The organism is Polaromonas sp. P4_F9, assembly GCF_056401235.1.
Window position 1 is genome coordinate 94,432 of the sequence record NZ_JBFUJT010000012.1, and the last position, 22,052, is coordinate 116,483.

Annotated in this window: 18 protein-coding genes and 1 pseudogene; 12 read left to right on the forward strand and 7 right to left on the reverse strand. The window is 64.7% G+C overall.

The features are described 5' to 3' along the window. Nucleotides 1–211: 211 nt before the first annotated feature. Together AC1DUB_RS12660 and AC1DUB_RS12665 are read right to left on the reverse strand one after the other, a co-directional pair. Entirely contained in the window at nucleotides 212–1,483 is a 1,272-nt protein-coding gene (locus AC1DUB_RS12660) for an Nramp family divalent metal transporter (RefSeq protein ID WP_477729774.1), read from the reverse strand. 175 nt (nucleotides 1,484–1,658) lie between these two features. Beyond that, nucleotides 1,659–2,276 carry a helix-turn-helix domain-containing protein gene (locus AC1DUB_RS12665; RefSeq protein WP_477729775.1) on the reverse strand — a complete coding sequence of 206 codons (618 nt, stop codon included), beginning with the start codon at nucleotides 2,274–2,276 and terminating at the stop codon, nucleotides 1,659–1,661. Between the two features lie 77 nt (nucleotides 2,277–2,353). Between AC1DUB_RS12665 and AC1DUB_RS12670 the strand changes: the two are divergent. From AC1DUB_RS12670 to AC1DUB_RS12685, 4 genes and pseudogenes are all read left to right on the forward strand, one after another. Then, a pseudogene (locus tag AC1DUB_RS12670) lies at nucleotides 2,354–3,489 on the forward strand (NAD(P)/FAD-dependent oxidoreductase). 36 nt (nucleotides 3,490–3,525) lie between these two features. Next, nucleotides 3,526–4,857, forward strand: coding sequence for an aspartate aminotransferase family protein (locus AC1DUB_RS12675; RefSeq protein ID WP_477729776.1), 1,332 nt, complete (start codon nucleotides 3,526–3,528; stop codon nucleotides 4,855–4,857). 27 nt (nucleotides 4,858–4,884) lie between these two features. Beyond that, nucleotides 4,885–5,892: a Bug family tripartite tricarboxylate transporter substrate binding protein gene (locus AC1DUB_RS12680; protein WP_477729777.1), complete on the forward strand. Its 1,008-nt coding sequence runs from the start codon at nucleotides 4,885–4,887 to the stop codon at nucleotides 5,890–5,892. A gap of 1 nt (nucleotide 5,893) precedes the next feature. After that, on the forward strand, nucleotides 5,894–7,417 hold the full coding sequence (locus AC1DUB_RS12685; RefSeq protein ID WP_477729778.1) for an amidase: 1,524 nt from the start codon (nucleotides 5,894–5,896) through the stop codon (nucleotides 7,415–7,417). Nucleotides 7,418–7,470: 53 nt separating this feature from the next. Here AC1DUB_RS12685 and AC1DUB_RS12690 read toward each other — a convergent pair whose 3' ends face one another. Then, nucleotides 7,471–8,457: a glycerophosphodiester phosphodiesterase gene (locus AC1DUB_RS12690; protein WP_477729779.1), complete on the reverse strand. Its 987-nt coding sequence runs from the start codon at nucleotides 8,455–8,457 to the stop codon at nucleotides 7,471–7,473. 29 nt (nucleotides 8,458–8,486) lie between these two features. On the opposite strand from AC1DUB_RS12690, the gene AC1DUB_RS12695 reads away from it, so the two are divergent. Then, nucleotides 8,487–9,104 (forward strand): methyltransferase family protein, encoded by a 618-nt coding sequence (locus AC1DUB_RS12695; RefSeq protein ID WP_477729780.1) that lies wholly within the window; start codon nucleotides 8,487–8,489, stop codon nucleotides 9,102–9,104. Nucleotides 9,105–9,138: 34 nt separating this feature from the next. Here the strand turns inward: AC1DUB_RS12695 and AC1DUB_RS12700 are convergent, their stop codons facing one another. Genes AC1DUB_RS12700 through AC1DUB_RS12710 form a run of 3 tightly spaced genes read right to left on the reverse strand, consistent with a single transcriptional unit; the run spans nucleotide 9,139 to nucleotide 12,165 of the window. Next, nucleotides 9,139–10,134 (reverse strand): tripartite tricarboxylate transporter substrate binding protein, encoded by a 996-nt coding sequence (locus AC1DUB_RS12700; RefSeq protein WP_477729781.1) that lies wholly within the window; start codon nucleotides 10,132–10,134, stop codon nucleotides 9,139–9,141. Next, nucleotides 10,131–11,519 carry a sensor histidine kinase gene (locus tag AC1DUB_RS12705; RefSeq protein WP_477729782.1) on the reverse strand — a complete coding sequence of 463 codons (1,389 nt, stop codon included), beginning with the start codon at nucleotides 11,517–11,519 and terminating at the stop codon, nucleotides 10,131–10,133. Before AC1DUB_RS12705 ends, AC1DUB_RS12700 begins: the two co-directional genes overlap by 4 nt. Then, the gene (locus AC1DUB_RS12710) at nucleotides 11,485–12,165 is read right to left on the reverse strand and encodes a response regulator (protein WP_477729783.1); all 681 of its coding nucleotides are present in this window, start codon (nucleotides 12,163–12,165) and stop codon (nucleotides 11,485–11,487) included. Before AC1DUB_RS12710 ends, AC1DUB_RS12705 begins: the two co-directional genes overlap by 35 nt. A 104-nt stretch (nucleotides 12,166–12,269) precedes the next feature. Between AC1DUB_RS12710 and AC1DUB_RS12715 the strand changes: the two genes are divergently transcribed. Beyond that, nucleotides 12,270–13,265 (forward strand): Bug family tripartite tricarboxylate transporter substrate binding protein, encoded by a 996-nt coding sequence (locus AC1DUB_RS12715; protein WP_477729784.1) that lies wholly within the window; start codon nucleotides 12,270–12,272, stop codon nucleotides 13,263–13,265. A 95-nt stretch (nucleotides 13,266–13,360) separates the two neighbouring features. Here the strand turns inward: AC1DUB_RS12715 and AC1DUB_RS12720 are convergent, their stop codons facing one another. Continuing rightward, nucleotides 13,361–14,263, reverse strand: a complete 903-nt coding sequence (locus AC1DUB_RS12720; RefSeq protein ID WP_477729785.1) for a LysR family transcriptional regulator — start codon at nucleotides 14,261–14,263, stop codon at nucleotides 13,361–13,363. Nucleotides 14,264–14,470: 207 nt separating this feature from the next. Between AC1DUB_RS12720 and AC1DUB_RS12725 the strand changes: the two genes are divergently transcribed. From AC1DUB_RS12725 to AC1DUB_RS12750, 6 genes are all read left to right on the forward strand, one after another. Continuing rightward, a complete protein-coding gene (locus AC1DUB_RS12725) occupies nucleotides 14,471–15,361 on the forward strand; it encodes an alpha/beta hydrolase (protein WP_477729786.1) in 891 nt (296 codons plus the stop codon). Nucleotides 15,362–15,424: 63 nt separating this feature from the next. After that, nucleotides 15,425–16,369, forward strand: a complete 945-nt coding sequence (locus AC1DUB_RS12730; RefSeq protein WP_477729787.1) for an ABC transporter permease — start codon at nucleotides 15,425–15,427, stop codon at nucleotides 16,367–16,369. After that, nucleotides 16,366–17,187, forward strand: coding sequence for an ABC transporter permease (locus AC1DUB_RS12735; RefSeq protein ID WP_477729788.1), 822 nt, complete (start codon nucleotides 16,366–16,368; stop codon nucleotides 17,185–17,187). The genes AC1DUB_RS12730 and AC1DUB_RS12735 overlap by 4 nt, the downstream gene beginning before the upstream one ends. After that, nucleotides 17,184–18,863: an ABC transporter ATP-binding protein gene (locus AC1DUB_RS12740; RefSeq protein WP_477729789.1), complete on the forward strand. Its 1,680-nt coding sequence runs from the start codon at nucleotides 17,184–17,186 to the stop codon at nucleotides 18,861–18,863. Before AC1DUB_RS12735 ends, AC1DUB_RS12740 begins: the two co-directional genes overlap by 4 nt. 51 nt (nucleotides 18,864–18,914) lie before the next feature. After that, the gene (locus tag AC1DUB_RS12745; RefSeq protein WP_477729790.1) at nucleotides 18,915–20,468 is read left to right on the forward strand and encodes an ABC transporter substrate-binding protein; all 1,554 of its coding nucleotides are present in this window, start codon (nucleotides 18,915–18,917) and stop codon (nucleotides 20,466–20,468) included. Between the two features lie 235 nt (nucleotides 20,469–20,703). Further along, a complete protein-coding gene (locus tag AC1DUB_RS12750) occupies nucleotides 20,704–21,837 on the forward strand; it encodes a C45 family autoproteolytic acyltransferase/hydolase (RefSeq protein WP_477729791.1) in 1,134 nt (377 codons plus the stop codon). The last annotated feature ends 215 nt before the right edge of the window (nucleotides 21,838–22,052 follow it).

Genomic DNA, 22,052 nt, shown 5'->3' on the forward strand with positions numbered 1-22,052 from the left:
CGGGCTCAGACCGGGCTGCGGTCTGCAAGACAGGGCCGCAGCCTTTGCATGCGCCGCGGCATTTTTCCCGCCGCAGGCCCTCACCCTAACCCTCTCCCAGGGGGAGAGGGAATAAAAAAGGAGAGAGGGTCAACGCCTGCCTCCACAACACGCACAAAAGCACGCATGGCCAAAGGCGGGGCACTGCCATCCCCCCTTTTGATGGCGCGTGTCAACCGCCCTGAATCAGCGGGCGGAACAAATCCAGCAACATCATCAGCACCGCAAAGCCCATCACCACCACGCCGCCCCAGCCGAACCAGGTGGTCTTGAAGCCCGAGGTGAATTTGCCCATCACCGACTTCCGGCCGGCCAGCAGCATCAGGCCGGCCATGATGGGCGCGGCCACCACGCCGTTGATGACCGCGCTCCAGTAGAGCGCCTTCATCGGGTCTATGGTGGTGAAATCCATGCCGGTGCCCACGATGGTGGCGATGACGATGATGGCGTAAAAGCGCTTGGCCTCGTACCAGCGACGCTCCAGGCCCTCGGGCCAACCGAAGGCTTCGGCCACCGCGTAGGCGGCCGACGAGGCCAGCACCGGCACGGCCAGCAGGCCGGTGGCGATGATGCCGCCGGCAAACAGCGCAAAAGCAAAGTCGCCGGCCAGCGGGCGCAGGGCCTGCGCCGCCTGCGCGGCCGAGGTGACGTCGTGGATGCCGGCCGCATACAGCACCGCCCCGCCCAGCACCATGATGAAAAAAGCGATGGCGTTGGAGAAGAACATGCCGATGTAGGTGTCGCGCTTGACGCGGCGCAGGTCGCGGCGCACTTCCTGTTCCGACCCGTGCCCCGCGCCCTTCAGGCGCAGCTCCTCAACCTCCTGCGAGGCCTGCCAGAAAAACAGGTAGGGCGAAATCGTGGTGCCCAGCAGCGCGACGATCATCATCCAGTAGCCCGAGGTCCATTGCAGCCTGGGGATCACCAGGTCATGCAGCACCTGGGTCCACTGCACCTGCACCAGGAGCACGGCGATCAGGTAGGCAAACAGGAACAGCGTCAGCCACTTGAGGATGGGCGCCAACTTGCGGTAAGGCACGAAGACCTGCAGCAGCACCGTGATGACGCCGAAGGCCACCGCATGGAAATGCTCGCCGCCGCCCACCGCCAACTGCAGCGCCTCGCCCATGGCGGCGATGTCAGCCGCGATGTTGATGGTGTTGGCGATCACCAGCAAAAACACCATGCTCATCAGGAAGGCACGCGGCGTGTGCTCGCGCAGGTTGGCCGCCACGCCCTTGCCGGTGACACGCCCTATGCGCGCGCTGACCAGCTGGATGGCGATCATGAAGGGCAGCGACAAAAACACCGTCCAGAGCAGCCCGGTGCCGAACTGCGCCCCCGCCTGCGTGTAGGTGGCGATGCCGGAAGGGTCATCATCGGCGGCGCCGGTGACCACGCCTGGGCCGACATGGCGCAGGAAGGAGGGGATGCGGTTCAACATGGGCGCGAGGCTAACAAGGCGCGATTAGGCCAGGCTTAAGGCCGGCTGACGGGCGGCTTGCAGGCCGATGGATCACGGTGGATACGACTGCAGACCTTGAGAAACCGACGTCAGACGCCGGAAAATCAATAGCAGCCCAAATCCTTCACCGCGTTTCGCTACGAGCTTGAGGCCCCTACTCACTCATCACCACCAGCACCTGCGCATCGGTGCGGCCCAGCGAGAGATAGATGTGGCCAACGCCGCTGTCGAAATAGGCCGACTCATGACGGCCGACTTCGACGATTTCGCCGCTCTCGAACTCGATGCGCACCCGGCCTGACAGCACCGTCACGAACTCCTGCCCCGGGTGGCGAATGAAATCAGGGAACTGGCCCCGCTCGCGCGCCACGATGCGGCCGTGCAGCGGCGTCATGCGCTTGCCGGGAAAGCTGGTTGCGAGCATGCGGTAGTCGTAATTGCCCGAACTGTAGGCCGGCGCACCGCCGGCTTCGGACCACACCACGACGGGCGCCGCCGTGCCGGCCGGTGGCGTGGCCCGCGCATCCAGCAGTTGCCCCACGTCCAGCGACAGCGCCCGCGCCACGGCGGCAAGTTTTTCGTAGCTGACCGAAATCTGGCCCAGTTCCATCTTGGACAGCGTGGACAGCGCCACGCCTGACTGGCCCGACAGGTCCTTGAGCGTCAGCCGCCGTGCCTTGCGGTGTTCGCGCAGCCTGAGGCCTAGCTGCACCCGGTCGGCCTCCGGGGCGGCGGCAGGGGTGCGGGCAGAGCTTGCAGAGCGTGCGGGCATGGTGTTTTCCCTTGTTCAGACTGAAAATAGGCGGATGGCACTGGACAGGCACGATTCTCGCATGTGAGAATTCTCAAATGCGAGAATTTGACATTGTTATCTTTGGTGCCGGCATCGCCGGTGCATCCGTGGCCTGGCGCCTGGCCGGGCAGCGCAGTGTGCTGCTGCTCGAACGCGAGGCCCAGCCCGGCTACCACTCCACCGGCCGCTCGGCCGCTCGGCCGCCATGTTCATGGAAAGCTACGGCCCGCCGGCCGTGCGGGCGCTGACCCGCGCCAGCCGGGCCTTTTACGAACACCCGCCCGAAGGCTTTGCCACCGCGCCGCTCATGCAGCCACGGGGCGCGCTGTACCTCGCCACGCCCGGGCAGGAAGCGCTGATGGCGAAAACCCGCGCCGAACTGGCCACGACCTGCCCCTGCCTGGAAGTGCTGGATGCCCGTACCACCCTGGAGCGCGTGCCCTGCCTGCGGCCCGAAATGGTGCACGGCGCCCTGTACGACCCCGGCGCCCAGGACATCGACGTGCATGCACTGCACCAAGGCTTTTTGCGGGGCTTCCGGCAGCGCGGCGGCGAGCTGCGCACCAGCACCACCCTGACCCAGGCCAGCCATGACGGACAGGGCTGGGCGCTGCAGTTTTCCGACGGCCAGACGCTGCGGGCACGCACGGTGGTCAACGCCGCCGGCGCCTGGGCCGACGAGTTGGCGGGCCTGTTTGGCGCAGCCCCCATCGGGCTGGTGCCGCACCGGCGCAGCGCCTTTACCTTCAAGGCGCCCGAGGGCGTGGACGTGTCCGGCTGGCCGGCCGTGGTGGGCATGGACGAAAGCTATTACTTCAAGCCCGACGCCGGCCAGTTGCTGGGCTCGCCCGCCAATGCCGACCCGACGGTTGCGCACGACGTGGTGCCCGAAGAGCTGGACATTGCCACGGGCATTTACCAGATCGAAAGCGTCTCGACCCTGACGATTCGCCGTCCCGGCAGCACCTGGGCCGGGCTGCGCTCGTTTGTGCCCGATGGCGAGATGGTGATCGGCTGGGATGGCGCCTGCCCCAGCTTTTTCTGGCTGGCGGCCCAGGGCGGCTACGGCATCCAGAGCGCGGCCGGCGCCAGCGCACTGGCCGACGCCCTGCTGCGCAACGTGGCCCTGCCAGCAGACCTTGTCCAGCACGGCGTCGAAGCGGCCGCGCTGTCACCGGCCCGCCTGCGTTGACAACGCCACCTTGATTAATACCGGAACACCACGACCATGAACAAGCCCTCCACGTCTTCCTCAACCGAAACCGCGCTTGATTCGGCCCTGGCCGAAACCACCGCCCGCTACCGTGCCCGCAACCCCGGCAGCGAGCGGCTGCTGCGCGAAGCGGCCGACGTGCTGCCCGCGGGCAATACCCGCAGCGTGCTGTTTTACACGCCGTTCCCGCTCTACATGGCGCGGGGCGAAGGCTGCCATCTGTGGGACGCCGACGGCCACCGCTACCTGAACGCGCTGGGCGAATTCACCGCGGGCATCTACGGCCACTCGAATCCGGTGATCCGGCAAGCCATCGTGGCCGCGCTGCAGGACGGCCTGAGCCTGTCGTCGCATACCGCGCGCGAGGCCGCGCTGGCGCATGAAATCCAGCGCCGCTTTCCCGGCATGGCGCTGCTGCGCTTCACCAACTCGGGCACCGAAGCCAACCTGATGGCGCTGGCGGCTGCCACCACGCACACTGGCCGGCGCAAGGTGCTGGTGTTCAACGGCGCCTACCATGGCGGCGTGCTGTCGTTTGGCGGTGGCGGCTCGCCCGTGAACGTGCCGCATGACTTTGTGGTCGCGCCCTACAACGACCTGGATGCCGTGCGCGCGCTGGTCCAGGCGCATGGCCCGCAGTTGGCGGCCATCCTGGTCGAGCCCATGCTGGGCGCGGGCGGCTGCATTCCCGCAGAACCCGCCTTTTTGCACGGCTTGCGCGCACAGGCCGACGCCTGTGGCGCCCTGCTGATCCTCGACGAAGTCATGACCTCGCGCCTGTCCGGTGGCGGGCGGCAGGCCTTGCTGGGTTTGAGGCCCGACCTCACCACGCTGGGCAAATATTTCGGCGGCGGGTTGTCGTTTGGCGCGTTCGGTGGCCGGGCAGACGTGATGTCGCGCTTCGACCCGCGCCGCGCCGACGCACTGGCCCATGCCGGCACCTTCAACAACAACACGCTGACCATGGCGGCCGGCCTGGCCGGCCTGACGCAGGTGCTGACACCGGCCGCGCTCGATGGGCTGAACCAGCGCGGTGAGCGCCTGCGCAAGCGACTCAATGACGTGTTCAAACGCCACGCGGTGGGCCTGCAGTTCACCGGTCTGGGTTCGGTGATGCAACTGCATGCCACCGACCGTACCCTGCGCAACGCGGCCGACCTGGCCGGCGCCGACGACCGCGTCAAGGCGCTGCTGTTTTTCGACCTGCTGGAGCGCGGCATTTTTCTGGCGCGGCGCGGGCTGGTGGCGCTGTCGCTGCCCTTCGGCGATGCCGAGGCCGATGAATTCGTTGCAGCGCTGGACGCCGTGGTCACGGCACGCCATGCGCTGCTGCCCGTTGCAGGTTGAATCGTTTTCTTTTTACGAGAGGTCATCATGTCAAGCACGTTCAGAGCTCCAAGTACTTCAGGCACGTTCTTCAACCCACTGCGCCGCGCATTGGTCGCCGGCAGCTTCCTCCTTGCCGGGCTCGCCTGCGCGGCGGGCTACCCTGAGCGACCCCTTACGCTGGTCGCGCCCTACCCTGCCGGCGGCGCGGCCGACGTGCTGGCCCGCCTCCTGGCCCGCAAGCTCGAAGAGCAGCTGGGCCAGCCGGTGGTGGTGGAGAACAAGCCCGGCGCCGGCACGGCCATTGGCGCGGCCGCCGTGGCCAATGCCAAACCCGACGGCTACACACTGCTCGTCAGTTCCAACTCCACCTTCACGCTGAACCCGGCCTTGCAGGCCAAACTCTCGTATGACCCGGTCAAGGGCTTCGAGCCCATCGGCATGGTCGGCTCGGTGGCGCTGGCGGTGCTGGCCCATCCGTCCGTCACCGCGAGCACCGTGCCGCAACTGGTGGCCGCCGCCAAGGCCAACCCCGACAAGTTCCTCTATGGCAGTTTCGGCAACGGCACCAGCTCCAACTTTGCGGGGGCCATGTTCAACAACGCCACCGGCCTCAAAATGACCCATGTGCCTTACAAGGGCAGCGCGCCGCTGATGACCGACCTGATCGGCGGGCAAATTCCCCTGTCGTTCGACACCGTGGTGGCCGCAGCGCCGCAGCTCAAGACCGGCAAGATCAAGGTGCTGGCGGTCACAACGGCGAAACGCTCGGCTCTGCTGCCCGACGTGCCCACCGTGGCCGAGTCGGGCTACCCCGGTTTCGACATGACCGCCTGGCTGGCGCTGGTAGCGCCGCACGGCCTGCCGGCCGACGTCAAGGCGCGGCTTGAAAAGGCCCTGGCCACCATGATGGCCAGCACCGACACCCAGGACAAGATGAAGGCCGCCGGCTTCGAGCCCGGCTACCGTGCCATTGCCGACTGGCCCGGCATGATCACCGCCGACATTGCCCGCATGAAAGCCATTGCCGAACGCTCGCAAATCAAGGTGGACTGATATGACTGCCCCCACGCTCGTCGAAAAATCCGCGGTTGAACTGCGCCGCCTGATCGGCAGCCGCCAGCTCTCGCCGGTGGAACTGCTCGACGCCTGCATTGCGCGCATCGAAGCCCTCAACCCGGCGGTCAACGCGATCTGCGCGACCGACTTCACCCGTGCCCGCGAAGCCGCACGCCAGGCCGAGGCGCAGGTGATGCGCGGCGAGCCGCTGGGTCTGCTGCACGGCCTGCCCCTGGGCGTGAAAGACCTGCAGGACACGGCCGGCTTGCTCACCACCTATGGCAACGTGCGGCTGCGTGGCAATGTGCCCAGCGCCGACAACGCGCTGGTGGCCCGGCTGCGCGCGGCCGGTGCCATCGTCACCGCCAAGACCAACGTGCCCGACATGGGCGCAGGCGCCAACACGCGCAACCCGGTCTGGGGCGCCACCGGCAACCCGTTCAACCCCGCACTCAACGCCGGCGGTTCCTCGGGCGGCTCGGCCGCGACGCTGGCCGCCGACATGCTGCCGCTGTGCACCGGTTCGGACACCGGTGGCTCGCTGCGCATTCCGGCGGCGCTGTGCGGCGTGGTGGGCCTGCGCCCCTCGCCCGGCCTGGTGGCCAACGATGCACGGCCCCTGGGCTGGTCGGTCATTTCGGTGCTGGGCCCCATGGGGCGCAATGTGGCTGACACCGCGCTGATGTTTGCCGCCAGTGTGGGGCCCGACGCGCGGGATCCGCTGTCTTACCCGGTCGATGCCTCGGCATTTTGGCCGCTCCAGCAGCTTGATCTTTCAACGCTGCGCGTGGGGACGACGGAAGACTTCGGCCTGTGCATCGTCGACCCCGAAATACGCCGCGTGTTCCGCGAGCGCGTCGAGGCGATCCGGCCGCTGGTGGCCAGCTGCGAGCCGGTGGACCTGCAGCTGGGTGACGCCGACCGCGCCTTTGACATCCTGCGCGCCGAAAGTTTTGTCGCCGCCTTTGCCGAGACCTGGCAAAAAGAGCCCGAAACGCTGGGCCCGAATGTGCGCGCCAACATGGATATCGCGGCAGCGATCACCCTGGCCGACCGGGCCTGGGCGCACCTGGAGCAGACCCGCATTGCGCGCCGCTTCGCCAGGGCCTTCGAGCAATACGACCTGATTCTCGCACCGACCACGCCGGTCACGCCCTTCCCGTGGACGGAGCTGTACGCCGGCAACGTCGACGGCCAGGCCATGCGCAACTACTACCACTGGCTGGGTCTGACTTATGTGGTCACGCTGGCCACCAATCCGGCCCTGTCGCTGCCCTGCGGCAGCGACGAACACGGCATGCCGTTTGGCCTGCAGGTCATCGGGCGCCTGCGCGGCGACGCGCAGCTGATGGCGGCGGCCCAGGCGCTGGAGCAGGCGTTCGAAGCCACGCCAGCGCTGCGCCGTCCGAAGCCGGCAATCGATGCGCTGCGCACTGCGCGGCCCGAACTCAAGTCCATCGTCACGCACCCGCCGGAGACAGACAGTTTCAAAGACTCCGGCGACGGCATGACAGCTGTTTAGCTGGACAGGTCCTACGCATCGGTGAACGGGTCCGTATCCGCGGCAAAACGGCCTCAAGGTAAAACGGGGGTCGACAGAGGTAACTCAAGGCCCCGGCGCCTCATCTCTTCGCGTACCAGATCGGGGCGGTCGCTCAAGAGGCCATCAACCCCCATATCCATCATTCTTGCCATGAGGCCGGGGTCGTTGACTGTCCAGGCCAGTACCTTCAGGCCCAGACCGTGCGCCTCTTTCACTTTTGCCGCGGTCAAGTCGCCGTGGTATGCCGACCAGGTGTGGCCACCGGCCGCCTTGATCATTCGCGGGACAGAGCCGTGGTCCTTGTACCGCAGACCGGCAGTCCACGGCGAAGCACCCGCCTTGTCGGCTTCGATGTTGTCCATAAAGCGCTGCTGGGCTGTCAGGTACACCGTGGGGATGTCGGGCGCTTCACGTTGCACAACCTGGAGGGCACGCCATTCGAAGGACAAAACCGAGCTGCGTGGCGCGACCCCGGCCTCGCGGATTGAACCGAGGACGGCACGGGTGAAGGCCTCGACCTCCATCGTGTCGTGTGGGGCCAGAGGTGACACTTTGGTTTCGATGGCGAAGCGAACCCTGTCATTTCCGGATTTCTTCACCAATGCGAAAAGATCGGACAAACGGGGTATTCGCACGCCGTCCATCCCACGCTGATCCGGGTAAAGCCGCGCGTACTGTGTGCCCGGTTTGATACGGCCTACGTCATATCGGCTGAGCTCATCAAACGTCAGACTGCTGATGACAGGACCGCGAGCTTGCAGAAACTTCCCATCGGGTCCTCTGGTGATGTCGGGATTAAGCGCCGAGTCGTGAGAGATGACCAGGACACCGTCTTTGGTTATCGCTATGTCCAACTCCAGGGTGGTTACCCCATAGCTGAGTGCTTGCGCGAATCCCTCAAGCGTGTTCTCTGGCGCAATCGCCCGGGCGCCACGATGGCCTTGCAAGTCGAAGGCGTAAGTGCTGGCACTTATCAGCAGGAACACAAAGGCGACGAGAGTCGGTCGCAGTGCTGCCATTGAAGTCTCCTTCAACTGCAAGTTTAGGCTTGCAAACACTTTCGATTGATAGAGGATTACCAGAAGTCCTCGGTACCGTCGACGATCTCATTGGCGAAGATCACTCCCGGAGGGTGACCGATGTTTCGGTGCTACCCGGCATGCCTTGTTGCGTCATTCGCGCGAAAAGTGCGAACATGCTGTTGTTATCAGCATTGAATCGAAATCTGATGGGCACGTTGTTGGTGACTCTGCAATTCGGCCTGCTTGTTGTGCTGGCAGCGTTAGCGGCACGCGATATCCTGCTTGGCGATATTCCCGCGGGAGCGTTGATGATGATGGGGATCTCCATCGCACTCATCACGTGGGCGCTGATGCACAACAGGCCGGGAAACTTCAACATCCACCCTGCGCCCAAGGTTCGGGGCGTTTTGGTTACAACCGGTCCGTATCGGTGGATTCGCCATCCCATGTACACGTCGCTCCTTCTGGGCGCGGCAGCGCTGGCGTGGACGTCCAGCACCTTTCTGGGGTGGGGTGCATGGTCCATGCTGGCCATTGTCCTGTTCATGAAATCAAGCCTGGAGGAGCACGGCATGCGCAAGCAGCATCCTGGGTATGCCGCCTACGCTCGTGAAAGCAAACGCTTTTTACCCTGGCTGTTTTAAAGCCCATCATGCCGCTGGCCAGCGTTTCCCGAGCTCAGCGGGACACGCCAAACTCCCGGGCGAGCTGGCGGTATTCCGCGATCTGCTTGTCGATGAGCGCGTCAAGCGCCGCGCCAGTCAGCCCGCCGGGCTGAAAGCCGGCGCGTTCCAGTTCACGGGGAAAGGACTGATGCGCCATCGCGCGGGCCAGTGCGTCGACCCATTCGCGCTGCTCCCGCTCACTGACCGCCGGCCCGAGGTAAACCCCGCGCACGATGGGCCAGCGAATGTCAAAGCCCTGCTCCCTGGCGGTGGGAACCTGGGCCCAGCGACCCGGCAGGCGCTCCGCCGCCAGCACGGCCAGCACCCGGACCGGCGCGCCCTGATCGATCTGCCGGGCCACCTCGGCGGCATCCCCGGCGAGGACCTGAACATGGTCGCCGCGCAGCGCGGTCAACGCTTCTCCGCCGCCTTCAAAGGCTACGAAACGCATCACCTTGTGGCTCACGCCGGCAGCCCGGGCCAGCAGCGCCGCCTTCATCCAGTCCTGGCTGCCAATGGATCCGCCGGCACCGAAGACGATGCGGTTCGGTGACTCACGCAGTGCGCTCATCAATTGAGCGAGTGTCTGGAACGGGGCATCACGGCGCACGGCAATCACGCCGTAGTCCAGTCCCAGGCTGGCAATCCAGCGCACGTCGCGCGCCGTGTAGGGACCAAAGCGGCCCTGCGCCAGGTTCAGCAGCGAGCCCGAAGAAAACGCCACGATGGCCTGGCCATCGGCCGGCCTTTGCGTCACCACGCTTTTGAAAGCCAGGGCACCTATGCCGCCGGGCTGATAGGCAATGGACAGCGGCGCGCGGGTCAGGCCCGCCTCCTGCAAGGTGGCGCGCGCCAGCTGGCAGGTCAGGTCAAACCCGCCGCCGGGCTTGGCAGGTGCGATGCAGCGCGCGCCCTCCAGCGCGCCCGCATGGGCCCCCGCGCCGGCAAGACCCAGCAGCAAGAGCAGCAGGAGTAACAGCAGGCTCAGCAGGACGGGGAAACGTTTCATGATCGGGGCCACCATATTGCAACGCAGGTGCCGTTGGCCGCTGGCGTCGGCTCAATGCGCAGGCGGCCGCCGTGGCGCTCGGCCACCGAGCGGGCAATGGCCAGCCCCAAGCCGGATCCCCGACTGCCCCGGCTTTTGACAAAACGCTGGCCGATTCGATCCAGCACCTCGGGGTCAATACCGCCCCCGTCGTCGATGACCTGCAGGCTGAAGCCCAGCGCGTCGGCCGCCGCCTGCAACGTGACCGTGCCCTGTTCGCGGCCATGCTGGATCGCGTTGTGGACAATATTGAGCAGGGCCTGCTGCAGCAGGCTGCGGTCGCCCTCAGCCTCAAGCGCTTCGGCCTGCACTTCCACGCCAAAATCGATGCCGCGCGCCCGCGCCAGGGGCAGCAACTCCAGCGCCACCTCCCGCGCCAGTTCACCCAGGTCAAACTTTTCCCTTTGCGGCGTGGCCGCGTCACTGCGAGCCAGGGTCAGCAGCTGGTTGGTGGCACGGATGGCATTGCCCAGTTCTTCGGACAGCGCCTGCAGCGCCAGGTGCCGCCGCGCAGGGTCGGGCTCGCGCAGCACATAGTCGAGCTGGGCACGCAGAATGGTCAACGGGGTGCGAAGCTGGTGCGAGGCATCGTCGACAAAGCCCCGGCGCTCGGCCACCAGCTGCTCGGTGCGCGCCATTTGCTGATTGACGGCATCGACCAGGGGCCGGATGTCGTTGGGCAAGTCACCCGTTTGCAAGGGACGCAGGTCGTCAAGCTCCCGGGCCCGCGTTTGCGCTGCCAGGCGCGTCATCGGGCGCAGGGCCACCGTCAGCCCCATCACCACCGCCAGGCCCATCACGACCAGCAGCAGCACGTCCCGCAACGCCGCACGCCGCACGAAACTGGCGGTGAACTGCTCGCGCGATGACGTGCTCTCGGCGACCTGGATCACCAGTTGCGGATCACCGCTTGCGTTCAGGGGCTGCTCCAGGGGCCGCATGAAGGCACCCACACGTACCGACTCGCCAAAATAGGTGGCGTCATAAAACATCGGCTGGCCTGTCCGCAAGGCCGATGGCGGCGGCGGCAGATCGGGATTGCCGATTTCCACCAGGCTGTCGGCTGTGGCCACCCTGAAATAGACGTTTCCCGTGGCCGTGAGCTGGAAAAATTCGAACAGGCGGTAAGGGAGCTCAACGGACAAACCACCCGAGGCCGTCGAGACATTCAGGTCCAGTGCCTTGATGGCCCCGAGCAGCGAGCGGTCGTAGGCCGCATTGGCTGAACCCACGGCATCGGCACGGGTCAGCCACAGGCTGGCCGCCGTCACCAGCGCCATCGTGGGCAGCAGCAGGGCCAGCAGCCTGACCCTAATGCTGGCCCGGCGAATCCAGTTCCAGTACATAGCCCAAGCCCCGGTAGGTCTGAATGCGAACGCCGCTGTGGTCAAGCCGCTTGCGCAGCCGGTGCACCAGTACGTCTATCACGCTGGGTTGCACGTCTTCCTCGTCACTGAACACGCGGTCCATCACCTGCTGGCGCGACAGCGGTTCGCCGCTGCGCTGGATCAGGGCCTTGAGCAGCGCATGCTCGCGCGGCGAAAGCGGCAAGTTCTCCGAGCCAAGGGTGAACTGGCGCGACACGGTGTCGAACAGCAGCGGGCCGCAGGCAAAGCGCGGATGCTCGCTACCGCGGGCGCGGCGCACCAGCGCGGTCAGCCGGGCTTCCAGTTCGGCCAGCGCAAACGGTTTGACCAGAAAATCATCCGCGCCCTCGTTGAGCGCGTTGACCCGGTCGGCGAGCGAGTCACGGGCGGTCAGTATCAGGACCGGCAGGCGTTTGTCCTGGGCGCGCAGCCGGCGCAGGATCTCATTGCCGCTGCGGCCGGGCAGACCGAGATCAAGCACCACCGCGTCGTAGTCGTGATCCACCAGCGCACGCTCCACCAGGCGGCCGTCGTCACGCCAGTCCACGCGGTTACCGCTTTGTTCAAGCGCCTTGGTCAACCACTCGCCCAGGGCGTGCTCGTCTTCAGCCAACAGGATTCGCATGTCGAAGATTATCGTGTCCACGGCACGGCAGGACTGAAAGGCAATTGTTAGGTTCACCAGGGCACGATAGCGACCMCATTTCCCAAAATCCCAGGAGACAACCCATGACCGATTTGACCTTCAACCGCCGCAGCCTGCTCATCGCGGGCACGGCAGCCGCCTCCAGCCTGTGGCTACCGCAGGCACGCGCCCAGGCCGCATGGCCCGCCAAGCCACTGCGCCTGGTGGTGCCGTTTGCACCGGGTGGAAGCTCTGAAATCGTCGCGCGGGCGGTGGCCGGCGAAATGGCCAAGACCATCGGCCAGAACGTGTTTGTGGACAACAAGCCAGGCGCGGCAGGCAACATCGCGATGCAGGAAGTTGCCAACAGCACCGATGACCACACCCTGATACTGGGCCACATCGGCACCCTGGCCATCAACCCCTACATCTTCGCCAAGCTGCCTTATGACGCCAACCGCGACTTCGTGCCCGTCACCCTGGTCTCCAAGGTACCGAGCCTGTATGTGGTGCACCCCGACCTGCCGGTGAAAAACCTCAAGGACTTCATCGCTTACGCCAAGAGCCAGCCAGGCAAGCTGAACTATGGCTCTGCCGGCAACGGCAGCGCAGGCCACCTGGCCTTTGAGTACCTGAAGCTGGTCAGCGACACCTTCGTCCTGCATGTCCCCTACCGCGGCACCGGCCCCATGCTGACCGACCTGATGGCCGGCCGGCTGCAGGCTGCGTCGGTCGGCGCGCCAGCCCTGTTGCCCTTCATCAAGGCCGGAAAACTCCGTTGCATCGCCACCGGCACCTCGCAGCGCCTGCCGCAGCTGCCCGACGTTCCCACCGTGGCCGAGCAGGGCTTCAAGGGATTCGAGATGACGCAGTGGTACGGTTTGCTGGCCCCGAGCAAGTGGCCCAAGGCCCACATTGCCAAGCTCGAAGCCGAGGCCATCAAGGCCGCCCGTGGAAGCGTGGTCAAGGAAAAACTGGCCCAGGAAACAGCGCTGGCCGTGGGCAATACGGGCGCCGAGTTCGACGCTTTCATCAAGTCCGAACAGGCGCGGTGGAAGCCCGTGATCGCCCGCGCCGAGATCAAGCCTGAAGGGACTTGAGTCCACTGTTGGCCGCGGAGCAGATCAGCTCCCGGCCATCGGCGATGCTTCCGGGCACACATTCGGGGCGCAGCAACATTCCGCGGATTAAAAACTCAATTTTTTAACTGGAGAGGCGCTTTCTTCGCAAGAAGACTCACCAGATGTTGGCGGATCACGGACGTAATGTGTTCACGCTTCCCCTGCTCAAGCATGCCGATCTGCCGTGTCGCCGGACGGCCCGGTAGCGGCAGGACGCGCAATGTAGGGTCGTTCACCCAGTCGGCATTTCTCCAATGCGGCACGACGGTGACGCCGACATTCTGGCGCACCAGATCGATGATGCTGGACACCGAACTCAGCTCCAGAAAGTCCTGCGGCATCAGGCCCAGTTTGCGCAAGGTCTGCTCGATACGGATACCGCTGGGGGTGCGGCGGTCAAAACGCAAAAACGGGTTTTCACGCAGCAGCTTCTTGATGTCGCTGTCGGGCCCGGCCACCAGCGAACTGGCCACCAGGGTCAAGGGCTCCACGTACAGCGGCGTCCACAGCAAGCCCTGGCGTTCCAGCGGGGGGCCTTCGATCATGACCGCGGCATCCAGCGCCCCACTGATGACACTCTGGGCCAGACCGCTGGACTCCTGCACCACCAGGCGCACATTCAGGCGCGGAAACCGCGGCTTCATGGCGACCACCGTGTTGGACAGCAGGCCCATGGCCGAAACCGTCGAACCCACGGTCACCGTGCCGGCGATCTCGTTTTCTTCTTCCAGGCCTTCGCGCATCTGCTCATAACAGGCAATGATTTTTTCCGCATGGGCGATCAAGGCGCGCCCGGCCACCGTCAGCAGCACGCCGCGCCCCGACCGCTCAAACAGCCCGGTGTTCAGCTCGGCTTCCAGCGCCCGCATTTGCAGTCCGACGGCAGCCTGCGTCAAGGCAACCCGCTCGGAGGCCGCGGCGAAAGAGCCTTCTTGTGCCACAGCCAGAAAGGTCCTGAGAAATCGAATGGTGCTCAAGGGAAAAACCCCATTGTTGGGCCAAAATTGGACCCAAAAATACTAAAGGATAACTTTAGCATTGCAAAACAAAATATGGATATATTTTTTAGATTGGATGGAGAACAATGGCTCACCAACCTGTTGTTTGACATGCAATTGTGCTAACGCGCAGCGCTGTCCAGTGCAGGTTTATGGCCCTTATGGCCCTTTTTAACCTGACCATTTATGCCTGACTTGCTCTCCCCGACAGCCCGCGCCGACAGTCCCGCCGATGCCTTTGGCACACAGCGCGCCGAGGCGATTTACGACCTGGGCCACAGCACCATCTTTGCGTCGCGCAGCGACCCGCGCTTTTCCTACTGCACCTACGCACCGCCCACGTCGGGCAATGAGCAGCATCCCAAGGCATTGGTCGTGATCGTGCATGGCACGGGCCGCGCATTCACCGAATACCGCGATGCGTTTGCCGAATTTGCCAAATGGAACGACTGCATCGTGCTGTGCCCGCTGTTTCCCGCCGGACCCCAAGGCGACGGCAACCGCGACGGCTTCAAACACCTGCAGGAAGCCAATATCCGCTACGACCGGATCTTGCTGGATATGGTGGACGAAGTCGCCACCAAGTTCGGCGCTGATTTTTCCAGGTTCGCGCTGTTCGGCTATTCGGGCGGCGGCCAGTTCGTCAACCGCTTTGGCCTGCTGCATCCAGAGCGCCTGTGGGCGCTGTCGATCGGCGCGCCGGGTTCGGTCACCCTGCTGGATTTCAACCAGGACTGGTGGGTCGGCGTGCGCGACTTTGCCCGCCAATTCGGCCAGCCGCTCAACCTGGATGCGCTGAAAGCCTTGCCGGTGCACATGGTGGCGGGCAAGGCCGATTTGGAAACCTGGGAAATCACCCACCAGGCAGGCGGCAAGTTCTTTATGCCCGGCGCCAACGATGCCGGGCGCACCCGGCCGGAGCGGCTGGAAACCCTGCGCAAGTCCTTCGAGGCAGCGGGCGTGCAGGTGCACCTGGATCTGGTGGACAACGTGCCGCACAACGGCCTGGCCTGCGTGGACAAGGTGCAGGACTTCTTTGCCGCCACGCTGCGCCGCTTGCGGGCGGCCAGCCGCTAAGCGGCCTCAGTCACTTCACCATTTCACCACTTCAGCCACTCCACTGACAACGGAAGAGCCATCATGCTGCGTTTTGCGCTGTCCCGTCTCGCCATGGCCATACCGACGCTGCTGATCGTCGCGGTGGCCGTGTTCGTACTGATCCGATTGATTCCCGGCGATCCGGCGCAGCTGCTGCTCGGTGACCTCGCCGACCCGGTCCGGCTGGCCGACCTGCGCGCCCAGCTCGGCCTCGACAAGAGCTGGCCGGTGCAATTCGCCATCTGGGGCCGCCACGTGCTGGGCGGCGACCTCGGCGTTTCCATCAACACCGGCGAACCCGTGCTGCACCTGGTGCTGAGCCGCTTTCTCGTCAGCGCGCAGATTGTGATCATTGCCGTGTTCTTCGCCACCCTCGTCGCCGTGCCCGCCGGCATGATCGCCGCCTGGAAGCAAAACCGCCTGCCCGACCTGATGCTGGTCGGCACGGCCACCCTGCTGGTCTCCGTTCCCACCTTCTGGCTGGGCCTGTTGCTGCTGCTCTTCTTCGGCCTCAAGCTCGAATGGCTACCCGTGGTCGGCTATGTCTCCATCATGAGCGACTGGAAGTCCGGCCTGCTTTATTTGTTGATGCCCATCCTCACGCTGTTCCTGCATGAGATCGGCGTGCTGATCCGCATGGCCAGGGCCAGCACGCTGGAGGTGCTGCGGCTGGACTACATCACCCATGCGCGGGCCAAAGGTCTGTCGGAGCGCGCGGTGCTGCTGCACCACGCCTTTCGCAACTCCTTCGGCCCGACCTGGACGTTGATAGGCTTGGTGCTGGGCAACCTGCTGGGCGGCGTGGCCGTTGTCGAGACTGTCTTCACCATCCCCGGCCTGGGCCGCTTGCTGGTCGACGCGATCTTCGCGCGCGACTACCCGGTGATCCAGGGCTGCCTGCTGCTGGTCGCCGTGATCTACGTCGTCACCAACCTGGTCATCGACCTCTGCTATCCGATCTTCGACCCGAGGGTGCTCGCGGAATGAAAAAGTTTTTAAGTCCGCAGGCCCTGATAGGCCTCATCATCGTGGGGCTGATGCTCGCGGCGGCCGTACTGGCTTTCTTCTGGACGCCGCACGAGCCGCTCAAGATCAATTTCTCGGCGCGCCTGAAGCCGCCCAGCTCAACCTATTGGTTCGGCACCGACGAGTTCGGCCGCGACGAGCTCTCGCGCCTGATGGCCGGCGCGTCCAACAGCGTGTGGATCAGCTTCCTCACGGTACTGTTTTCCATCACCATAGGCACGGCCATAGGCGTGCTGACCGGCTTTGTGCGCGGCTGGACCGACCGCATCGTCATGGCCTTCATCAATGCCCTGCTGGCCTTCCCAGGCCTGCTGCTGGCGCTGGCGCTGCTGGCGGTCTTCGGCGCCAACAAGTACGGCATCATCCTGGCGCTGGGCCTGGCCTACACGCCGTCGGTCACGCGCATCGTGCGCGGCACGGTGATGTCGCTGCGCGAAAAGGAGTTCATCGAATCCTCGCGCGTGCTCGGCAATTCGGAGCTCTACACCATGTTCCGCCACGTGCTGCCCAACTGCGTGGCGCCGCTCACGGTGCTCGCAACCTCGATGTTCGGTTGGGTCATCCTCGCGGAAAGCTCGCTGTCCTTCCTGGGCCTGGGCGTGCCCCCGCCGGCGCCGACCTGGGGCAATATGCTGGCCGCGGCCCGGCCCTTCATGGCGCAGGCGACTTACCTTTCCATCTTTCCGGGCCTGTGCATCGCGCTCACGCTGCTGGGCATCAACTTCCTGGGCGACGCGGTGCGCGACCTGCTGGACCCGCGCATGAGGGGTATCGAATGACGCATCTGGTGGATGTCTCCGGCCTGAGCCTATCAATCGGCAAGGGCGGCCGCGAAATCGTTCGCAATGTCTCCTTCACCGTCGCGCCCGGCGAAATCGTCGGCATCGTCGGCGAATCCGGCAGCGGCAAGACCCAGGCGGCCCGGGCCATCATGGGCCTCACGCCGCCGCCGCTGGTGCGCAGCGCGGGCCGCATCCTGTTCGAAGGCGAAGACATGGCGGCGGCCGGCGATGCGCGTTTGCGCGCGCTGCGCGGCGCGCGCATCGGCATGGTGTTCCAGGAGCCCATGACCTCGCTCAACCCGTCGATGACGATTGGCCGCCAGCTCGACGAAGGCCTGGCCCTGCACCGACCCCAACTCACACCGGCCGCGCGCCGCGAGATGGCGCTGGCGATGCTGGCGCGCGTCGGCATCACCGACCCGCAGGCCGCGCTGGCCGCCTGGCCGCATGAATTCTCGGGCGGCATGCGGCAGCGCATGATGCTGGCCTCAGTCATGCTGCTCGAGCCCGCGCTGCTGATCGCCGACGAGCCGACCACGGCGCTGGACGCGCTGGTGCAGCGCGACGTGCTCGAACTCATGGTCGGGCTCACGCGCGAACACAACACGGCCGTGTTGCTGATCAGCCACGACCTGCCCATGGTCGCGCGCTACACCCAGCGCATGATCGTCATGCAGCAGGGCGAAGTCGTCGAGGCCGGCGACACCGCCGCCCTGCTGGCCGGCCCGTCGCAAGCCTACACCCGCAAGCTGCTGGAGGCCATCCCGCGCCGGCAGGCGGCGCGCACGATTGCCGACGGGCAGCCCGTCGTCGAAGTACGCAACCTGGTGTTCGACTATCCGGCCAAGCGCCGGCTGTTTGCCAAGGCCACGACCAAGCGCGTGCTGTACGGCATAGACCTGGTGGTGCGCCCGCGCGAAATCGTCGCGGTGGTGGGCGGCTCCGGTTCGGGCAAGACCACGCTGGGCCGCGCGATTGCCGGCCTGATCAAGCCGACCGAGGGCGATATCCGTTTTCGCGGGCGTTCGATTGCGCGCAGCGACGCGGGCTGGCTGGACTACCGGCTCAATTGCCAGATGGTGTTCCAGGACCCGTATTCCTCGCTGAACCCGCGCATGAGCATAGGCCAGCTGGTCGGCGAAGGGCTGCGGCTGGTGCCTGGCCTTTCCTCGGCCGAACGGCAGTCACGTGTTGCCAAGATGCTCGACGAAGTCGGGCTGGAGCCGAGGCACGCAGCGCGCTATGCGCATGAACTCTCGGGCGGCCAGCGCCAGCGCGTGGCGATTGCCCGGGCGCTGATACGCGAGCCGGCCTTTGTGATCGCCGACGAGCCGGTGTCCGCGCTGGACGTCACCGTGCGCGCCCAGGTGCTGGCGCTGCTGGCCGAGCTGCAGGAGCGGCACGGCTTTGCCTGCCTCTTCATCAGCCACGACCTCGGCGTGGTCGAGCAGGTGGCCGACCGCGTGATCGTGATGCAGGCCGGCCGCATCATCGAGCAAGGCAGCCGCGACGAGGTCTTCGACCGTCCGCAGCATGCCTACACGCGCAAGCTGCTCTCGGCGATTCCCGCGCTGACGCCCACCGGCCAGGGCGGCATGCAGCTCAAGTGGCGTTTTGACGAAGCCGATGCGCCAGCGGGCGCCCTGCAACCTGCCCTGCAACCTGCCTTGTAACCCCCTGTTCAACCTCTTTCCGTTCGATTTCCGATTCTTAAGGAGCTTCCCATGCTTTCGATGCGATTGAAATTTCTGAGCACCGCCGTGCTGGCGGCCTGCACCGCGGCCCAGGCCCAGACGGCGCAAATCGTGGTCGCGCAGCCGGCCGACATCCGCTCGACCAATCCCGGCGTGAACCGCGACAACACCACCGACGGCGTGGTGCTCAACATCGTCGAAGGCCTGGTCGGCTACCACGAGAACGGCACCGTCGGCCCGCTGCTGGCGCGCTCGATTGTCACCAGCCCCGACGGCCTGACCTACATTTTCAAGCTGCGCACCAACGTCAAGTTCCACAATGGCGAGCCCATGACCTCGGCCGACGTGCTGTGGAGCTGGAAGCGCTACACCGACCCCAAAACCGACTGGCGCTGCCTCAGCGAATTCGATGGCCGCTCCGGCATCAAGGTGACGTCGGTGACGGCGCCCGACGCGCAGACAGTGGTGATGCAGCTGGACCGCCCCTCGGCGGTCTTCCTCGACAACCTGGCGCGTACCGATTGCGGCATGACGGCCATTTTGAACAAAAAATCCGTCAAGGAAGACGGCAGCTGGGACAAACCCATAGGCACCGGCCCCTTCAAGTTCGAAGAATGGAAGCGCGGCGAGTATGTGACCCTCAGCGCGTTTGCCGACTACCAGTCGCCACCCGGCACCAAGCCCGACGGCTACCTCGGCCTCAAGAAGCCCCTAGTCGAGCAGGTCAAGTTCCTGACCGTTCCCGACATGTCGACCTCCAAGGCCGGCCTGCAGTCCGGCGCCATCGACGCGGGCCAGATCACCTCGTCCGATGTGCAGGAGCTCAAGGGCAACAAAAATCTCAGCGTGGTGGCGGCCGTTGACGCCGGCAAAAACACATTGCTGATGCAGACCAACGACCCGCTGCTGAAAGACGAAAAAATCCGCCAGGCGATCGCGCTGTCGCTGGACATGAACCAGATCGTCGCGGCCTCGTCCGAAGGCCTGGCCCGCGTCAACAACTCGGCCATCCAGGACACCTCGGCTTACTACACCGCGGCCCAGAAAAAAGGCTACCGCTACGACCCCGCCAAGGCCAGGCAGCTGCTGCGCGAAGCCGGCTACAAGGGCCAGCCCATCGTGATCCAGGCCAACAAGCGCGCCCATGTGCCGAGCTTTTCGGTCGCTGTGATGAGCCAGGCCATGATGCAGGCCGTCGGCATCAACGCACAGATAGAAGTCCTGGAATGGGCGACCCAGCTGGACCGCTACAACAGCGGAAACTACCAGATGAGCTCCTTCACCTATTCCTCGCGCCTGGACCCGGCCCTGAGCTACGAGCAGTTCTCCGGCAAGAAGGAAAAGCAGCCGCGCAAGGTATGGGATGACCCGGCCGCGCAAAAACTGATCGACCAGAGCTTCACCGAAGCCGATCCGAAAAAACGCCAGGTCCTGTTCGACCAGTTGCACACCCTGATGATGGCCAAAACGCCGCTCGTTGTTCTGTACAACGTTACCGATTCATGGGCGGTGCGTAAACGTGTCACCGGATTTTCAGTATGGGAAGGCAAGCCGCTCCTCTGGAATACCCGGATCAGTAAATAGCAAAGAGCAGAGAGAGCAGAGAGCAGCGTCCCGGCCGGGGCCCAGTTTGCCAAAACAGCGGCAGCGGCGCCTTCGGGTCGCGGCGCTGTCGAAATCGGTGACCGCGCCCTTCCGGACGGTTTTCTCCAGCTTCCCCTGCTTCTCCTGCCTCCCCTGCTTTCCTGTATAGCCAGACTGCCTGCCGTTCGCGTGGCACAAACGGACTGGCAGGTCTCCAACCTCACAAGCTTTGCACATGACTACCCTACAGCAATTTCCTTTTGTGTCAGTTTCGGGTGCGCCCCATGCACGCGGGCTGCAATACGGGCAGCAGGCCGCTGACCGCGTGCGCGCCAGTGCGCGTCTTTATGGCCAGACCCTGATAGACCTTGGCTACAGCGATAGTGCCCGCTCGCAGTTGATTGCGTATTTTGCAAAGGAAATAGAAGGCTTCGCCCCTCATTACCTGGACGAGATGCGCGGTATTGCGAAAGGGGCCGGCGTCGACTTCCAGGACATTGTGATGATCAATGCCCGCACCGAAGTACTCGCCAAGGCACGGGCCGAAAAGGTCAAGCAGGCCGACCTGGAGCCCGGCGACGGCTGCACCGGTGCATTGATACTGCCTGAGCGCTCAGCAAGCGGGAACCTGCTTCACGGGCAAAACTGGGATTGGCGCGCCGAGTGCGTGGAAACGTCCGTCGTGCTGCGCGTGCGTAACGACAACGGGCCTGATTTTTTGACCTTTGTGGAGGCCGGCGGCCTTGCCCGCAGCGGCTTCAACAGCGCAGGCGTTTCCATCACGGCCAACTACCTGGAGTCGGATCGCGACTTCCAGCAACTGGGCGTTCCGCTTTCACTGATTCGCCGGAAAGTGCTGGAGCAGGAAATTTTTTCACTGGCGATGAAAGCGGTGGCCACCACGCCGAAATCCTGCTCGAACAACATCATGCTGGGCATGGCAGAGGGCTTCGGCATCGATTTTGAATGCACCACCAATGAGGCGTTTCCTATTTATCCCGGCCCCGACAACCTGATCGTCCATGCCAATCACTGGATGAGCCCGGTCGCCTTAAGCAAACTGGTCGACAAGGGCTTGTCGAATTCGCCGGACAGCCACTACCGGGACTGGCGTGTGCGCAAGTTGCTGAATAAAAAAGAGAAGCTTGGCCGCCAGGATTTGAAAGACGCATTTTTCGACAATTTTGGCGCTCCCTACGCTGTTTGCCGCCCACCGCGGCCTGGCAGCAATGAAAACCTCTCGGCAACGGTTGCCATGGTCATCATGGAACCGGCCGCCAGGGAAATGGATGTGGTCCCCCTGCCGGCCCTTAACCGTGTTTTCACGCGCTACAGCCTGACCGAAGAGCCCAAGGTCTTCGAGTCATAGAACTGAAACGAGAAAGAACGGTGGGCGCGACAGGTAGTAGCCGGATTCCGGATTCACGGCGTTTCAGCTTCGCACAGCTTGAACAAAGGCCCCCCGCAAACCAGACGCCGCATCCGGCTGGGTTCTGATAACTGATAACCGCGGGACCTCAGCCTTCGGAAAACAGCGCCACAATCGTCTGCCGCATCCACCGGTTACCGGGATCAGACTCAAAC

Bases quoted from the DNA above. Each gene is read 5' to 3' on its own strand.
- AC1DUB_RS12660 (WP_477729774.1), bottom strand. From the start codon at position 1,483: ATGTTGAACCGCATCCCCTCCTTCCTGCGCCATGTCGGCCCAGGCGTG.
- AC1DUB_RS12665 (WP_477729775.1), bottom strand. From the start codon at position 2,276: ATGCCCGCACGCTCTGCAAGCTCTGCCCGCACCCCTGCCGCCGCCCCG.
- AC1DUB_RS12675 (WP_477729776.1), top strand. From the start codon at position 3,526: ATGAACAAGCCCTCCACGTCTTCCTCAACCGAAACCGCGCTTGATTCG.
- AC1DUB_RS12680 (WP_477729777.1), top strand. From the start codon at position 4,885: ATGTCAAGCACGTTCAGAGCTCCAAGTACTTCAGGCACGTTCTTCAAC.
- AC1DUB_RS12685 (WP_477729778.1), top strand. From the start codon at position 5,894: ATGACTGCCCCCACGCTCGTCGAAAAATCCGCGGTTGAACTGCGCCGC.
- AC1DUB_RS12690 (WP_477729779.1), bottom strand. From the start codon at position 8,457: ATGGCAGCACTGCGACCGACTCTCGTCGCCTTTGTGTTCCTGCTGATA.
- AC1DUB_RS12700 (WP_477729781.1), bottom strand. From the start codon at position 10,134: ATGAAACGTTTCCCCGTCCTGCTGAGCCTGCTGTTACTCCTGCTGCTC.
- AC1DUB_RS12705 (WP_477729782.1), bottom strand. From the start codon at position 11,519: ATGTACTGGAACTGGATTCGCCGGGCCAGCATTAGGGTCAGGCTGCTG.
- AC1DUB_RS12710 (WP_477729783.1), bottom strand. From the start codon at position 12,165: ATGCGAATCCTGTTGGCTGAAGACGAGCACGCCCTGGGCGAGTGGTTG.
- AC1DUB_RS12715 (WP_477729784.1), top strand. From the start codon at position 12,270: ATGACCGATTTGACCTTCAACCGCCGCAGCCTGCTCATCGCGGGCACG.
- AC1DUB_RS12725 (WP_477729786.1), top strand. From the start codon at position 14,471: ATGCCTGACTTGCTCTCCCCGACAGCCCGCGCCGACAGTCCCGCCGAT.
- AC1DUB_RS12730 (WP_477729787.1), top strand. From the start codon at position 15,425: ATGCTGCGTTTTGCGCTGTCCCGTCTCGCCATGGCCATACCGACGCTG.
- AC1DUB_RS12735 (WP_477729788.1), top strand. From the start codon at position 16,366: ATGAAAAAGTTTTTAAGTCCGCAGGCCCTGATAGGCCTCATCATCGTG.
- AC1DUB_RS12740 (WP_477729789.1), top strand. From the start codon at position 17,184: ATGACGCATCTGGTGGATGTCTCCGGCCTGAGCCTATCAATCGGCAAG.
- AC1DUB_RS12745 (WP_477729790.1), top strand. From the start codon at position 18,915: ATGCTTTCGATGCGATTGAAATTTCTGAGCACCGCCGTGCTGGCGGCC.
- AC1DUB_RS12750 (WP_477729791.1), top strand. From the start codon at position 20,704: ATGACTACCCTACAGCAATTTCCTTTTGTGTCAGTTTCGGGTGCGCCC.